Raw genomic sequence first — 15,101 nt, 5'->3', positions numbered from 1 at the left:
CGACCTCCGCCCCGGCCCCGGTCGATCGCCGGTCACCCGGCCGGAGTACTCCCGCCCCGACCACCAGCCCGCACGCCAGCAGCGTCACCAGTCCGAACGACACCACCAGCGACGTCGCGTCGGCCACCGCGCCGATCGCCGAGGGCGCGATCAGCCCCGAGGTGTAGGTGATGGTCGCGACGCCCGCGATGGCCTGGCTCGGGTTCGGGCCCGCGCGCCCCGCCGCCGCGAAGGCGAGCGGTACGACCACCGCCACACCGAGCCCGAGCAGCCCGAAGCCGCCCATGGCGAGCGCCGGACGGGGCGCGACGACGACCAGCAGTCCGCCCGCCGCGGCCAGCACCCCGCCGGTCCGCACCGTGCGCACCGCGCCGAACCGGTCGATCACCTTGTCGCCCGCGAGCCGCGCGACGGCCATGGTCAGGGCGAAGGCCGTGGTCGAGGCCGCCGCGAGACCGGGCGAGGTGTCCAGCACGTCGCGCAGATAGACCGCCGACCAGTCCATGCTCGCGCCCTCCGCGAAGACCGCGCAGAAACCGATCGCCCCGATGACCACCGCGGACCGCGGTGGCAGCGCGAACCGCGGCGGCGGCTCCTCGTCGGGTGCGCTGCGCAGATCCAGTACGCCCTGGCAGAGGACCAGGCCCAGTACGGTGAGCACGGCCGCGGCGAGGAGATGGTGCAGCCGCGCGTCGGTGCCGAGATGCGCGGCGAGGGTGCCTGCCGCCGAGCCGATCAGCGCGCCCGTGCTCCACATCCCGTGCAGGCCGGACATGATCGACTTGTCGAGACGGTTCTCGACCTCCACCCCGAGCGCGTTCATCGCCACGTCCGACATGCCCGCGGTCGCGCCGAAGAGGAACAGGGTGACGCACAGGGCGGGAAGATTCGGCGCCAGCGCCGGCAGGGTCAGCGCCAGGGTCCACAGGGCGAGCAGTCCGCGCAGCGCGGTGCGCGCCCCGAAGCGATGGCTGACCGTACCGGCCAGGGGCATCGCGACCGAGGCGCCGATCGCGGGAAAGGCGAGCGCGAGACCGAGCTGACCCGCGCTGACGCCCGCGTGATCCTGGATCCAGGGAATACGGGTGGCGAAGCTGCCGGTGACCGCGCCGTGCACACAGAAGACGGCGGCGACGGCGATCCGCGCGCGCCGCAACCTCCCTTTGTCGTAGACCACTTCGGTCGACATCCTGTCCTGCCCCCTCCTGTGAGGTGCCGTCCTCCGACGCACCGCGGACACACCGGTGCTCGGTGCCGGAGTAAACTATCAGGAACCCTGCCTGATAAATAGAGAATTTAGGGCCCTCGCGATCTGGAAGGATTCCGGCATGGCCGCATCCCCGAGTACCGCACGGGCCATCAACGACCGGCTCGCCCTGCGACTGCTCCAGCAGGAGGGCCCGTTGACGGCAGGACAGCTCAAGGCGCTGACCGGACTCTCCCGTCCCAGCGTCGCCGATCTGGTGGAGCGGCTCCAGGACGCGGGGCTGGTCCGGGTCGTCGGCGAGACCGGTGACCGGCGCCGGGGGCCCAACGCCCGGCTGTACGGGATCGTCGCCGACCTGGCCCATCTCGCGGCCCTCGACGTACGGACGCACAGCGTCGCCGTCGTCGTCGCGGATCTGCTCGGCGCGACTCTCGCCGAGGCCGATCTGCCCATCGGCAGCGACACGGCCACGGAGGCCGCCGTCGAACGGGCGGCGGCGCTGCTGGAACGTACGGCCGAGGAGGCCGGCGCGCTACGGCTGCACAGCGTGGGCATCGGCGCGCCCGGCCTGGTCACGCCGGGCACCGGCGAGCTCCGTGACACCACCGGACTGCCCGCCTGGCACCGAAGGCTCGTCGCCGCGCTCCATGAGCGGCTGCCGGCCACCGTTCTGGTGGAGAACGAGACCAATCTCGCCGCGCTCGCGGAGCAGCGTCTCGGCGCGGCCCGCGGCCAGGACACGTTCGTACTGCTCTGGCTCGGCCACGGCGTGGGCGCGGCCGTCGTGCTCGACGGCAAGCTGCGCAGAGGCGCCTCCGGCGGTGCGGGCGAGATCGGTTTCCTGCCCGTGCCCGGCACCTCGCGGCTGCCGTCCGCGCTCGGCTGCGAGGGCGGCTTCCACAGCCTCGTCGGCTCGGCGGGGATCGCCGAACTCGCCGAGGAGTACGGCGTCTCGGCGCTCGCCGCGGCGCAGGAACCGCCCGCCGCGGCCCTTGTGCGCGCGGCCGTCGAGACGGTGGGCACGGCGGGTACGGCGGAGGGAAGGGGCGCGTCGGAGGAGAGGGGCGCGGCCACGCCGGGGTACAAGGCCGCCGACACGTTTCTGGGTGTGCTGGCCGACCGGCTGGCGGTCGGCGCGGCGGCGGTCGGCGCGGTGCTCGATCCCGGCCGGATCGTGCTGGCGGGCGAGGTCGGCCACGCGGGCGGCCCGGCGCTGGCGGCCCGGGTCGAGGCCCGGCTGGCGGCGATGTCGCCGCTGCACACGGAGGTCAGAGCCGGGACCCTGGGTGGTACGGCCGTGCTGCGGGGCGCCCTGCTGACGGCACGCGACGCCGCCCAGGACGAGCTGTTCGCCCCGGAACCGAACTGACCCCCGAGCCGGGGTGATTCGGTCCGGTCCGCGCCCGGCGGAGCGGCCCGCCGGTGCCGATCGACCCGGACGGGACCTGTGCCCGGAATATGAGACGGCTCCCGTGCCTGTGAGACAGGCCACAGATATCGCCCGGATGGCCGACGAGCGGGCGTGGCACACTGGTCGCGTACCAGAAGCAGCGCACTCCGGGGTCGGTGTAATTCCGAACCGGCGGTAACAGTCCGCGACCCGTCCGCAGCCAGCGGCCGGTTGATCAGGTGAAATTCCTGGACCGACGGTGAAAGTCCGGATGGGAGGCAGTGCGCGGCGGGCCGTCACGGTACGCCGCCGTCGGCGGGTCGTCCTCGGACGATCCGGACCACCGGCCTCGGCGTCCCCGTACGCGTTCCCGCTTCTCTGTCGTCATCGACAGGCCCCGGAGTCCGTGCCCGAAGAGGCAGGAGGACCCGGTGGCCACCGAAGCCCAGGCCATGACAGATGCCGACGCCATGCGTCGGGCCGTCGCGCTGGCCGCGCGCGGGCTCGGTTCCACCAGCCCCAATCCCGTGGTCGGATGCCTGATCCTCGACGCCGCCGGACGCCCCGCCGGTGAGGGACACCACCGGCGCGCGGGCGGACCGCACGCCGAGATCCACGCCCTGCGCGCTGCGGGCGAACGGGCGCGCGGCGGCACGGCGTACGTCACGCTCGAACCCTGCGATCACACCGGCCGTACCGGCCCGTGCTCGCGGGCGCTCGTCGAGGCCGGTGTCGCCCGGGTCAGCTACGCGGTGGCCGATCCGAATCCACGGGCCACCGGCGGGGCGGAGACGCTGCGCGCGGCCGGGATCACCGTCGAGCAGGGGCTGCTCGCCGAAGAGGCCGAGGCGGGCAATGCCGCCTGGCTCACCTCCGTACGGCGCGGCCGGCCCCATGTCCTGTGGAAGTACGCGGCCACACTCGACGGCCGGATCGCCGCCGCCGACTCCACCAGCCGCTGGATCACCTCCGCCGAGTCCCGCGCCGATGTCCACCGGCTGCGCGCCGAGGCCGACGCGGTCGTGGTCGGCTCGGGCACCGCGCGTACCGACGATCCGCATCTCGCGGTACGGGACATCGAGGGCGCCGTCCAGCCGCTGCGGGTGGTGGTCGACACGGAGGCCACCGCCGTACGGCCCGGCGCCCGGATCCTGGACGGCGCCGCGCCCACCCTCATCGCCGTCGCCGAGGACGCCGATCTCACGGACGCCGGCCATCTCCCCGAGGTCGTACGGCTGCCGCGCGGCGTACGCGGCGGTCTGGACATCCCCGCCCTGCTCGCGGCCCTGTACGAACGCGGCGTCCGCTCCGTACTGCTCGAAGGCGGTCCGGTCCTGGCCGGCTCCTTCGTCGCCGCCGGAGCGGTCGACAAGGTCGTCGGCTATCTCGCCCCCGTCCTCCTCGGCGCGGGTCCCGCCGCCCTCGCCGACGCCGGAATCACCACCATCGCCGAGGCGTTGCGACTGCGGATGACGGAGAGCGTACGGATCGGTCCCGATCTGCGGATCACCGCGGTCCCGGAACCGGTGACCGCGCCCGTACCCGCCACGGCCCGCCCCGCAGCCGCCCCCGTACCCGCCGTCCAGGGCACCACCACCACGAAGGAGCGTTGAGTGTTCACCGGAATCGTCGAAGAACTGGGTGAGGTCACTGCCGTCGAGAACCTCGGCGACTCCTCACGCTTCCGCCTCCGCGGCCCCGTCGTCACCGAGGGCGCCAGGCACGGCGACTCGATCGCCGTCAACGGAGTCTGTCTCACGGTCGTGGACCTCGGCGACGGCGAGTTCACCGCGGACGTGATGGCCGAGACCCTGAAGCGGTCCAGCCTCGGGGCCCTGAAGACCGGCTCCCGGGTCAATCTGGAGCGTCCCATGGCGGTCGGCGGCCGGCTCGGCGGCCATATCGTCCAGGGACATGTGGACGGCACCGGCACCATCGTCGAGCGCGAGCCGTCCGAGCACTGGGAGATCGTCAAGATCTCGCTGCCCGCCACGCTGGCGCGCTATGTGGTCGAGAAGGGCTCGGTCACCGTCGACGGGGTCAGCCTCACGGTCGTGGACGCCGGACCCGACTACTTCACCATCAGCCTCATCCCCACCACGCTCGCCCTGACCACGCTCGGCATCAAGGCGCCCGGTGACCCGGTCAACCTCGAAGTCGACGTCATCGCGAAGTACGTCGAGCGGCTGCTCGGCGCGGGAACGGGCGCCGGGGCCGGGGCCGAGGCCGAGGAGCCCGTCCTGTGAGCGCGCTGTCCTGGCTGAACGGTGAGGCATTCACGGCCTTCGGCCAGCACATCCTGTGGTCCGACATGATCGGCAACACCATCGGGCTGGCCGCGCTCGCGCTCGGCTGGCGGCGCTCGATCTGGACCTGGCCCGCCCAGTTGCTCTCCGGGATCATCCTCGTCGGCGCCTATGCCTCGGCCGAACTCGGCGGTGGCGTCGGCAAGCAGCTGCTGGTCATCGGGGTCGCGGTGTGGGGCTGGCGCCAGTGGCAGCGCGGTACGGGACAGGCCCGGGACGGCTCCGTCGCCGTACGGTTCGCGAGCCGGACCGAGCGCGCCGCGCTCCTCGGCGGTACGGCGCTGGGCACCCTCGCCGTCGGCGGCCTCTTCGCCGCCTTCCCGGCACTGTCCTGGAACCCCTGGCCCGACGCGTACATCTTCGTCGGCACGCTCGCGGCGATGGTCGCCCAGGCGCGCGGGCTCGTCGAGTTCTGGTTCGCCTGGCTGCTCGTCGACGTCGTCGGCGTACCGCTCGCGTTCAGCAGCGGACTCGCCTTCTCCGGCCTCGTCTATGTGATCTACCTCGTCCTCGTCCTGTGGGGAATGCGTGACTGGTGGCTGCGCTCCCGCGCCGGCGCCCCGTCCCTGGAAGGAGCAGCAGCATGACCACCCACCCGTCGGCGACCTCCCGCCCGGCAGCCGTCACCGCCCTCAACGAGGCGCCGCACTCCGCCACTCCGCCCGTCTGGTACTCCGCGGACAATGCCGAGGACCTCTCCCTCGACCCGGTGGAGCAGGCCATCCGCGACATAGCGGCCGGCCGGCCGGTCGTGGTCGTGGACGACGAGGACCGCGAGAACGAGGGCGACCTCGTCATCGCCGCCGAGAAGGCCACGCCCGAGATCGTCGCCTTCATGATGAGCGAGTGCCGCGGACTGATCTGCGCCCCGATGGAGGGGCCGGAGCTGGACCGGCTCGAACTCCCGCAGATGGTCGACCACAACACGGAGTCGATGCGCACCGCCTTCACGGTCTCCGTGGACGCGGCGCCCGTCCACGGCGTCACCACCGGGATCTCCGCCGCCGACCGGGCCACCACGCTCCGCCTGCTCGCCGCCGGCGACACCGAGCCCGGCGACTTCGTCAGGCCGGGCCATGTCTTCCCGCTCCGCGCCAAGCCGGGCGGTGTGCTCGTACGGAACGGCCACACCGAGGCGGCCGTCGACCTGGCCCGGCTCGCGGGACTGCGTCCGGCCGGCGCGATCGTGGAGATCGCCGGCGAGGACGGGGTGATGCTGCGGCTGCCCGAGCTGATCCCGTTCGCGCGCAAGCACGGTCTGACGATCATCTCGATCGAGGATCTGATCGCCCACCGCCGCACCACCGAGCCGACCGTCCACCGCGCGGCCGAGGTCCGGCTGCCCACGGCCTTCGGCGAGTTCACGGCGTACGGCTACCGCTCCACCGTCGACGGCGTCGAGCATGTCGCCCTCGTCCACGGGGACATCGGCGACGGCGAGGACATGCTCGTACGCGTCCACTCCGAGTGCCTCACCGGTGACATCTTCTCCTCGCTGCGCTGCGACTGCGGCCCTCAGCTCCAGGCGTCCATGGAGCGCGTCACCGAGGCCGGGCGCGGCATCGTCGTCTATCTGCGCGGTCACGAGGGCCGGGGCATCGGGCTGCTCTCCAAGCTGCGCGCGTACGAACTCCAGGAGCGCGGCCGGGACACCCTCGACGCCAATCTGGAACTCGGCCTGCCCGCCGACGCCCGTGACTACGCGGCGGGCGCGCGGATCCTCGACGACCTCGGCGTGCGCAGTCTGCGGCTGATGACCAACAACCCGGACAAGACCGCCGCGCTGGTCCGCCACGGACTCCGGGTCACCGGACGCGAGCCGATGCCCGTCCAGGCGGGCGAGCACAACCTCCGCTATCTGCGCACCAAGCGCGACCGGATGGGACACGACCTGCCCTGGCTCGACGCCGCCGTCGGCGCGTCCGCCTGCGGCAACCAGTAGGAGCCCGAGCGGCTCCCGCACCGACGCACATCCAACGACCGGCAAATACGCACAGCCTCAAGGAGAGACGTGAGCGGCAAGGGCGCACCCGAACTGAGTGTGAAGAACGGCGGAGACCTCCGGGTCGCCGTGATCGCGGCACAGTGGCACGAGAAGATCATGGACGGCCTCGTCGACGGCGCCCTGCGCGCCCTCGGGGAGCTCGGCATCGACGAGCCGACCCTCCTGCGAGTCCCGGGCAGCTTCGAACTGCCCGTCGCCGCCAAGGTGCTCGCCGGACACGGCTACGACGCGGTCGTCGCCCTCGGTGTCGTCATCCGGGGCGGTACCCCCCACTTCGAGTACGTGTGCCAGGGCGTCACCCAGGGCCTCACCCAGGTCTCCGTCGACACCGGAGTGCCCGTCGGCTTCGGCGTACTGACCTGCGACACCGAGGAACAGGCTCTCGACCGGGCCGGGCTGGAGGGCTCGCGCGAGGACAAGGGCCATGAGGCGGTCACCGCCGCCGTCGCCACCGCGGCCACCCTGCGCGCCCTCGCCGAGCCCTGGCGCTGAGGGCCTCCACGGGCCGCGTAAAGTGACTCCCACCATGTCCAAGAAGACGTTCGAGGAGCTCTTCACCGAGCTTCAGCAGAAGGCCGCCACCGGCGACCCCGCGACCTCCCGTACCGCCGAACTGGTGGACAAGGGCGTTCACGCCATCGGCAAGAAGGTCGTCGAGGAGGCGGCCGAGGTGTGGATGGCCGCCGAGTACGAGGGCAAGGAAGCCGCCGCCGAGGAGATCTCGCAGCTCCTCTACCACATCCAGGTGATGATGGTCGCGCGCGGAATCTCCCTCGACGACGTCTACGCCCATCTCTGACCGGCTCCGAGCACAACCATCCCTTCGCACAAAGGAATCCGCCGTCATGCTGCGCATCGCCATTCCCAACAAGGGTTCACTGTCCGGACCTGCGTCGGCGATGCTCCATGAGGCCGGTTATCAGCAGCGCAAGGAGTCCAAGGAACTCGTCCTGGTCGACCCGGACAACGAGGTGGAGTTCTTCTACCTCCGGCCCCGGGACATCGCGATCTATGTGAGCTCCGGCCGGCTCGACATCGGCATCACCGGCCGTGATCTGCTGCTGGACTCCGGGGCCAACGCGGAAGAGATCCTTCCGCTCGGCTTCGCGCGCTCCACCTTCCGGTACGCCACCAAGCCGGGCACGGCGGCCGGTGTCGAGGGGTTCGGCGGGATGACCGTGGCCACCTCCTACGAGGGCATCGTCGCCAAGCACCTCGCGGACAACGGCGTCGACGCCTCCGTCGTGCACCTCGACGGCGCGGTGGAGACCGCCATCGAACTGGGTGTCGCCCAGGTCGTCGCCGACGTGGTGGAGACCGGCACCTCCCTGCGGAACGCCGGCCTCGAAGTGGTCGGCGAACCGATCATGACGTCCGAGGCCGTGGTCATCCGGCGTACCGGCGCGGGCGCGAACGAGCCCAAGGTGCAGCAGTTCCTGCGCAGGCTCCAGGGCGTCCTGGTGGCCCGTACGTACGTGATGATGGACTACGACTGCCGCGCCGAGCACCTGGAGCGGGCCGTCGCCCTCACGCCGGGCCTGGAGTCGCCGACCGTCTCCCCGCTGCACAACGAGGGCTGGGTCGCCGTCCGCGCGATGGTCCCGGCCAAGGAGGCGCAGCGGATCATGGACGATCTGTACGAACTGGGCGCCCGTGCCATTCTGACCACGGCGATCCACGCCTGCCGTCTCTGACGTCAGCGCCTGCCAAGCCGCTCCGACGCCCCTCCGACGCCACCACGGGAAGACCAGGAACCGATGTCCGCTCCCGCGCCCCAGTCCGATCCGTCCGATCCGTCCGGCGCGCCGGCCCCGGGCCGTCCCCGGCCCGGGGCCACGGAGCCCGTCCTCCCGGTCACCTTCCGGCCGACCAGGACCCGGATCGTCCTGCTGACCGTGGGGGTGGTCATGTTCACCGTCATCACGCTGGTCGCCCTGCTGCTGGAGAAGCTGGGCCCGGGGGAGCGGGCGAGCTTCGTCCTGACGGCCCTGATCTTCCTCGGCGTACTGGCGATGCTCAGCCGTCCCAAGGTCGTTGCGGACGCCACCGGAGTGACCGTGGTCAATCTCACCCGTACGCGCCGACTGGAGTGGGCCGAGATCCTCCGGGTCAATCTGCGTTCCGGCGACCCCTGGGTCTTCCTCGACCTGAGCGACGGCAGCAGCCTGCCCGTGCTGGGCATTCAGCCCGGTATCGCCAAGGATCACGCCATCCGGGACGCCCGCGCCCTGCGCGCCCTGGCCGAGTCGCACGGCACCGGTACGGAGAAGAAGTGAGCCCGCGCGGCGGAGCCGGGCCGTCCGCGGGCGCGCCGCTGCGCCGTACGCCACTGCCCCCGCACGCCCTCTCTTGATTACTCTGGTGGCGGAGGCGCCCAGTGCGCCCCCGCCCCGCATTTCACGGCCGTGTCGGCCCGTGGGGCACCTGCGACCCGAGGAGTGACTCCCTCCAGCAATGGACGGATCGTCCGGTAGTACCTGCGCCGCCCCCCTTGAAGAGGCGGCGGCATGACCATCCCCCTTCTGCTGCTCGCCGCAGCGTTCCTTCTGATCCTCGCCAACGGCTTCTTCGTGGCCGCCGAATTCGGCCTGGTCACGGTGGACCGCCCGGACGCCGAGCGCGCCGCCGCCCTCGGTGACCGCCGGGCCCGCGCCGTCGTCAGATCCCTGCGGGAGCTGTCCTTCCAGCTCTCCGGCACCCAGCTCGGCATCACCATCACCTCGCTCGTCGTCGGCATGCTCGCCGAGCCGGCGCTCGCCGGGCTGCTCGACGGGCCGCTCCTGGCGACCGGACTGCCCGAAGGCGCCGTCTCCGGTGTCGCCGTGGTGATCGGGATGCTGCTCGCCTCCGCCGTCCAGATGGTGATCGGCGAACTCGTACCGAAGAACTGGGCGGTCTCCCGGCCGCTCCAGGTCGCCCGGTTCGTGGCGGGCCCGCAGTATCTCTTCGCCTCCGTGTTCCGGCCGGTGATCTCCCTGCTCAACACCGTCGCCAACCGGCTGGTCCGGGTGCTCGGCGTGGAGCCGACCGAGGAACTCGCCTCGGCCCGCACTCCCGGCGAACTCGTCTCCCTGGCCCGCCACTCCGCCCGCGCGGGCACCCTCGAACAGGACACCGCGGACCTGTTCGTACGGACGCTCTCGCTCGGACGGCTCACCGCGCAGCACGTCATGACGCCCCGGGTGAAGGTGAGCGCACTCCAGAGCGACGCCACCGCGGCGGACGTCCTCAACCTCACCCGTGCCACCGGTCTGTCCCGGTTCCCCGTCTACCGGGAGCGCATCGACGAGATCGTCGGCATGGTGCATCTCAAGGACGCGCTCGCCGTGCCCGTGGAGGACCGGCTGCGCACGCCGGCCGGAGAGATCGCCGTACCGGCGCTGCTGGTACCCGAGACCCTGCCCGTGCAGCAGCTCCTGGAGCGGCTGCGCAGCGAGCAGCCGATAGCCGTCGTGGTGGACGAGTACGGCGGTACGGCCGGTGTCGTCACGCTGGAGGACATCATCGAGGAGCTGGTCGGCGAGGTGCGCGACGAGCACGACGCCGAGGGCGACGGCCGGCCGGAACTGGCTCCTGTCGCCTCCGAGGACGGCCGCCCGGCCTGGGACGCGGACGGCAGCGCCCGCGTCCCCACGCTGCGGCGGATCGGGCTGGACGTACCCGACGGGCCGTACGAGACCCTGGCCGGCCTGGTCGCCGATCTGCTGGGACGCATCCCGGCCCCCGGCGACAGGGCGGAGCTGCCGGGCTGGCGGCTGTCGGTGCGCCAGGTGGACCGCTACCGGGCCGAACGGGTCCGGCTGGTACGCACGACCGACGCGCCGCCGGGCACCACGGTGTACGCGCCGCCCGCGCCCACGGCGGACGTGCCGTCCGTGACGGTGGCCGACATACCGGCCGGCGCCCCCGCGATGGCGGAGGGCGCCCGATGAGCGCCCTGCAACTCGTCTTCGCCCTGGTGCTGGTCCTGGCCAACGGCTTCTTCGTCGGCGCGGAGTTCGCCCTCGTCTCCGTACGCCGCAGCCAGATCGAACCGCACGCCGCGCGCGGCTCCGCGCGCGCCAGGCAGGTGCTGCACGGCCTGGAGAATCTGCCGCAGATGATGGCAGCCGCCCAGTTCGGCATCACCGTCTGCTCCCTGACGCTCGGCGCGGTCGCGGAACCGACCGTGGCACAGCTGCTGGAGCCCGTCTTCCACGCGGCCCGGGTGCCCGAGGGCCTGATCCATCCGCTGGGCTATGTGATCGCCCTGGCGCTGGTCGTCTCGCTGCATCTGGTCATCGGCGAGATGGTGCCGAAGAACCTCGCCATGGCCGCGCCGGAGAAGGCCGCGCTCTGGTTCAGCCCGGCGTTGGTCGGCTTCGCCCGGCTCTGCCGCCCGGTGACCGCCGGGCTCGGCGCCTGTGCCCGGCTGGTGCTGCGGGCCTTCCGGGTCGAGCCCAAGGACGAGGTGGAGGCCGTCTTCACCAGCGAGCAGCTCAACCGGCTGGTCGAGGACTCGGGCCAGGCGGGCCTGCTGGAACCCGAGGCGCAGGAGCGGCTGGAGGACGCGCTGGAACTGGGCAGCCGCCCGGTCACCGATGTACTGCTCCCGCACGCCTCACTGGTGACGGTGACGCCCGCGGTCACCCCGCGCCAGATCGAGGAGCTGACCGTGCGCACCGGCTACTCGCGTTTCCCGGTCTGCGCGGAGAGCGGCGGCGTCTTCATGGGCTATCTGCATGTGAAGGACGTGCTCGATCTGGAGGCCGGGGAGCGCGCCGTGCCGCAGCACGTGTGGCGCCCGATGGCGACGCTGCGGGCGGAGCTCCCCCTGGACGACGCGCTCACCGTCATGCGCCGCGCGGCCACCCATCTCGCCCAGGTCGCGGACGCGTCCGGACGGGTGCTCGGCCTGGTGGCGCTGGAGGACGTGCTGGAGAAGCTGGTGGGCGAGGTACGGGACCCGTCCCACCGTGAACGCGCGCAGAAGGGACCGACGGTAGGCGGCCAGCGCACGGACCAGCCGCAGGTCCTCACCCACTGACGGCCTCCCGGCGGGGGCCCGTCCGCCGGGTCCGGTCCTCCATCGCCGGACGGGCTGGAAACACGGCCCGCGGCCGGGCGTCCCGACCGTCGGGGAGCCCGGCACCGGGCGGGCCGTTCCGTCCTCATCGCCGGACGGGCTGGACAGGCGCCCGGCACCCGTACCCGCCACCGGCCCCCGCGCCGCCAGGCGCACGCCGCGCGGCCCTAGCCGGGAGACGTGCCTCCCGGGGGCGTCGTGCCGCGTCCCGAGAGCACCTCTCCGTACGCCTGCATCAGGTCCGGCAGCCGCAGCGTGGCCAGGTCGTCGCGGGTAGGGGTGCCGGTGTAGCCCGAGAGGCGCAGATCCCGGTACGCGCAGCTCTTCTCGTACAGCGTGCGCACGAAGCGGCCGTTGCCCAGCTCGTCGATCCAGCCCTGGTCGACGACATGGCCGCTGATCGACAGCAGCTCGTCCACGGACTCCTCGTCCCACAGGTCGCCGTTCTCCGCGGCCAGCACGCGGCCGATGGCGGTCAGCTCCAGCGGACGGTAGCTGGGAAAGTCGACACGGCTGGTGAAACGGGAGGACAGGCCCGGGTTGGTGGCGAGCAGCCGGTCCATGCCCTCCGGGTAACCCGCCAGGATGACCACGAGGTGGTCCCGGTTGTCCTCGGCGCGCTTCAGCAGCACCTGGAGGGCCTCGTCGCCGTACGCGTCGCCCTTGGTGTATCCGGAGTTGGAGAGGCTGTACGCCTCGTCGACGAAGAGCACCCCGCCGATCGCGGAGTCGATCAGCTCGTTCGCCTTGACCGCGGTCTGCCCCAGGAACTCGCCCACCAGATCAGCCCGCTGGGCCTCGACAAGATGGTCGCCGCCGAGCAGCCCGAGGGCGTAGAAGATCCGTCCGAGGATGCGCGCGACGGTGGTCTTGCCGGTGCCGGAGGGGCCGGAGAAGACAAAGTGACGTTTCGGCGGCTGGACGGGCAGGCCCTCCCCTGCCCGCAGGCGGGCCATCTTGAGCTGCGCGGAGATCGCCTTGACCTGGCGTTTCACCGGCTCCAGACCGACCATCCGCTCCAGCTCGGCCAGCGCCTCGGCGAGCAGTGCCGGATCGGTCGGGCCCTCCGGGAACCTCGGCTGGGCCGCCTGGGTGGGCGGCGGTACCTTCTCCCGTACGTCGTCGCGCGGCGGCGACGGCGCCGGGACCGAACCGCCCATCGCGGCAGGGGTCTCCCGTCCGAGCAGCACGTCCGAGCCGGTGGGCTCCTCGCCCTCGCCCTGCGCGTCCGCCGCGTCCTGGCCGAAGCCCGTCAGCGCCACCGAGGCCAGTCCCACCGGGTCGTCCGGTCCTTCGTAGCCGTCGAAGTCGGTGATCGCGGCCAGCCGGGCCGCCGTGTCCATGAACGCCGGATCGAGCCGGTGCACGGCCCGGTAGAGAGGTAAGGCGGCGGCGCTGCGCCCGGTGCCCTCGTGGGCGCGGGCCAGCCAGTACCGCAGCTCCTTGCGCTGCGGCTGCTCGCTGCGGCAGCGCATCAGCGCGGTGGACAGCAGCGGCAGGGCCTGTCCGTACATCTCCAGCCGGACCCGGGCCATCCCGCCGAAGAGGCCCGCCTCGATGCCCAGCAGCGGATCGTTGACGAGCGGCTCGGTGTGGCGAACGAGCTGGTCCCAGTCCTTGACCAGATAGGCGCGGCAGGCGTGCAGGAACCGCACCTGGGGATCGGCGTCCACGGGCGGCAGTCCGGCCAGCGCCCGGTCCAGCTCCGGTACGTGCCGGCCGTCCAGCCAGTGCGAGGCGTGGGCGAGCAGCAGGTCACGCCCGTTCTCCAGCACGGGCTGGACCCACCAGCCCAGCCAGTACCATGAGTTGAGCGTACGGCGATGGCGGGCGCGCTGCTCGCCGAAGCGGTCGCGGTGGCGGTACATGTGCAGCAGCGCGGTGGTGGTGTCGACGCGCAGCGCGTGCAGCCCGAGCCAGCCGTCGGCCATCCCGGGATCGAGCCGTACGGCGGTCCTGAACTCCTCCTCGGCCTGGGGATAGGCCCCCATCGTGTACGCGTCCACGCCGCGCGCCCAGGCGAGGTCGGCGGGAGCGGCGCCGCCGCCCTGTGTGCCGATGCCGCTGCCGCTCTCCATCAGGCTTCCCCCACAACAAACCCTGCTCCCGGATTGTCCCGCCGGGCGGGCGCCCGTCGGCAGCGTGCTGAACCACCCTCTGGCAGACGGGAATTGACCGTACCGAGAGGCATCGTACCTGCGCAGAGGGTGTGCGACTAAGGGCACCACTCAGAGGCCACCGTGGTGACCGAGGGTGAGCGGGCGGGGAGGCGGGACAGCCGGAAACCGGCGAGGAGGGCAGAACGAAGCCCCCGATCACGGGGGAACAACCGGGGGCTTCGCGTCTGCGGCGACTCCGAAAAGCCGCACATTGAGAACGTAAGACCTGTCCGGCCCCTCGGTCAAGCGCAGTTGGACACTCGTCCGGGGTCGATTTCCGACTGCTCAGTATGGCGGCCGAAAGTGATCACCGTGGGTGATGGTCCGGTCCTGGATAGCGGTCGAAACGGGCCCCGGGAGCATCACATATCCCTCTCGCACCTCCCGCACCAGCGCGTTCGCGAAGGGCCGGGACGGGTCCGCCAGGAAATGGCGAGTCTCCGCCGTTGTCCAACCGTCCCAGAATTCGGACAGCCCGGGGCCGTCGCGCCGCCGCCCCCGCTCCCAGGACTCCTCGGCGCGCCGGTCCATCCAGAGCAGCCGGGCGAGATACGGCCGCAGCGCCCGGCGCCCGGCTCCCACGCCCTCGATCAGTACGACAGGATCGGGGCGCAGCGCGCGCGGCTCGGTGAAGCGCCGCAGCGTCCAGTCGTACGCCTCGTAGTGCGCCGTCGCGCCCCGCGTGAGCGGCTCGATGATCCGTGCCGTCAGCCGCTCCGTCCACGCGAACAGCTCCTCGTGCGAGGCCAGATCGTCCAGACGCAGTACGGGCGCGCCGCCGAGCGCCGCCGCGAGGCGCCCGGCGAAGGTGCTCTTGCCGGACCCCGCGTGGCCGTCGACGGCGATCAGCCGGACGGGCCCGCAGGAGGGCGGCAGGGCGCGCAGGAGGGCGGCGGCCTCGGTCAGGTCGGTCATCCGCCCACCCTACGAGGTCCCAGGTCACGCCAGTGGTGGAGACCAATATTGGTC

Annotated in this window: 14 protein-coding genes and 1 riboswitch; of the genes, 11 read left to right on the top strand and 3 right to left on the bottom strand. The window is 72.2% G+C overall.

What is annotated here, in order from left to right:
• A partial coding sequence (locus BFF77_RS02370) for an MFS transporter (RefSeq protein WP_066943277.1) occupies positions 1-1,189 on the bottom strand: 1,189 nt, incomplete at its 3' end.
• Between the two features lie 139 nt (positions 1,190-1,328).
• Here BFF77_RS02370 and BFF77_RS02365 point away from each other — a divergent pair.
• The 11 genes from BFF77_RS02365 to BFF77_RS02315 all read left to right on the top strand — a co-directional run bounded on the left by BFF77_RS02365 (position 1,329) and on the right by BFF77_RS02315 (position 11,934).
• Positions 1,329-2,576 carry an ROK family transcriptional regulator gene (locus BFF77_RS02365; protein WP_066943276.1) on the top strand — a complete coding sequence of 416 codons (1,248 nt, stop codon included), beginning with the start codon at positions 1,329-1,331 and terminating at the stop codon, positions 2,574-2,576.
• Positions 2,577-2,755: 179 nt separating this feature from the next.
• A riboswitch (FMN riboswitch) is annotated at positions 2,756-2,886 on the top strand.
• A 163-nt stretch (positions 2,887-3,049) separates the two neighbouring features.
• Entirely contained in the window at positions 3,050-4,210 is a 1,161-nt protein-coding gene (gene ribD, locus BFF77_RS02360; RefSeq protein ID WP_079124758.1) for a bifunctional diaminohydroxyphosphoribosylaminopyrimidine deaminase/5-amino-6-(5-phosphoribosylamino)uracil reductase RibD, read from the top strand.
• Entirely contained in the window at positions 4,211-4,843 is a 633-nt protein-coding gene (locus tag BFF77_RS02355) for a riboflavin synthase (protein ID WP_066943274.1), read from the top strand.
• Positions 4,840-5,490: a nicotinamide mononucleotide transporter family protein gene (locus BFF77_RS02350; RefSeq protein WP_066943272.1), complete on the top strand. Its 651-nt coding sequence runs from the start codon at positions 4,840-4,842 to the stop codon at positions 5,488-5,490. The genes BFF77_RS02355 and BFF77_RS02350 overlap by 4 nt, the downstream gene beginning before the upstream one ends.
• On the top strand, positions 5,487-6,845 hold the full coding sequence (locus BFF77_RS02345; protein WP_079124757.1) for a bifunctional 3,4-dihydroxy-2-butanone-4-phosphate synthase/GTP cyclohydrolase II: 1,359 nt from the start codon (positions 5,487-5,489) through the stop codon (positions 6,843-6,845). The genes BFF77_RS02350 and BFF77_RS02345 overlap by 4 nt, the downstream gene beginning before the upstream one ends.
• A 69-nt stretch (positions 6,846-6,914) precedes the next feature.
• A complete protein-coding gene (gene ribH / locus BFF77_RS02340; protein WP_066943270.1) occupies positions 6,915-7,400 on the top strand; it encodes a 6,7-dimethyl-8-ribityllumazine synthase in 486 nt (161 codons plus the stop codon).
• Positions 7,401-7,434: 34 nt separating this feature from the next.
• Complete coding sequence (locus BFF77_RS02335; RefSeq protein WP_066943268.1) at positions 7,435-7,707, top strand: phosphoribosyl-ATP diphosphatase; 273 nt, start codon at positions 7,435-7,437, stop codon at positions 7,705-7,707.
• A 46-nt stretch (positions 7,708-7,753) separates the two neighbouring features.
• Positions 7,754-8,602, top strand: coding sequence for an ATP phosphoribosyltransferase (gene hisG, locus BFF77_RS02330; RefSeq protein WP_066943266.1), 849 nt, complete (start codon positions 7,754-7,756; stop codon positions 8,600-8,602).
• Positions 8,603-8,665: 63 nt separating this feature from the next.
• Complete coding sequence (locus tag BFF77_RS02325) at positions 8,666-9,184, top strand: PH domain-containing protein (RefSeq protein ID WP_079124756.1); 519 nt, start codon at positions 8,666-8,668, stop codon at positions 9,182-9,184.
• A 231-nt stretch (positions 9,185-9,415) separates the two neighbouring features.
• A complete protein-coding gene (locus BFF77_RS02320) occupies positions 9,416-10,840 on the top strand; it encodes a hemolysin family protein (protein WP_079124755.1) in 1,425 nt (474 codons plus the stop codon).
• Positions 10,837-11,934, top strand: coding sequence for a hemolysin family protein (locus BFF77_RS02315; protein WP_066943264.1), 1,098 nt, complete (start codon positions 10,837-10,839; stop codon positions 11,932-11,934). Before BFF77_RS02320 ends, BFF77_RS02315 begins: the two co-directional genes overlap by 4 nt.
• A gap of 206 nt (positions 11,935-12,140) precedes the next feature.
• On the opposite strand, the gene BFF77_RS02310 is transcribed toward BFF77_RS02315, so the two are convergent.
• Together BFF77_RS02310 and BFF77_RS02305 are read right to left on the bottom strand one after the other, a co-directional pair.
• Positions 12,141-14,051 carry an AAA family ATPase gene (locus BFF77_RS02310; RefSeq protein WP_066943261.1) on the bottom strand — a complete coding sequence of 637 codons (1,911 nt, stop codon included), beginning with the start codon at positions 14,049-14,051 and terminating at the stop codon, positions 12,141-12,143.
• Between the two features lie 366 nt (positions 14,052-14,417).
• Positions 14,418-15,047, bottom strand: coding sequence for a uridine kinase family protein (locus BFF77_RS02305; protein ID WP_066943259.1), 630 nt, complete (start codon positions 15,045-15,047; stop codon positions 14,418-14,420).
• Positions 15,048-15,101 lie beyond the last annotated feature (54 nt).

The organism is Streptomyces lushanensis, from assembly GCF_001700515.1.
Classification (GTDB): Bacteria; Actinomycetota; Actinomycetes; order Streptomycetales; family Streptomycetaceae; genus Streptomyces; species Streptomyces lushanensis.
This window is presented reverse-complemented; position numbering and strand designations above follow the sequence as displayed.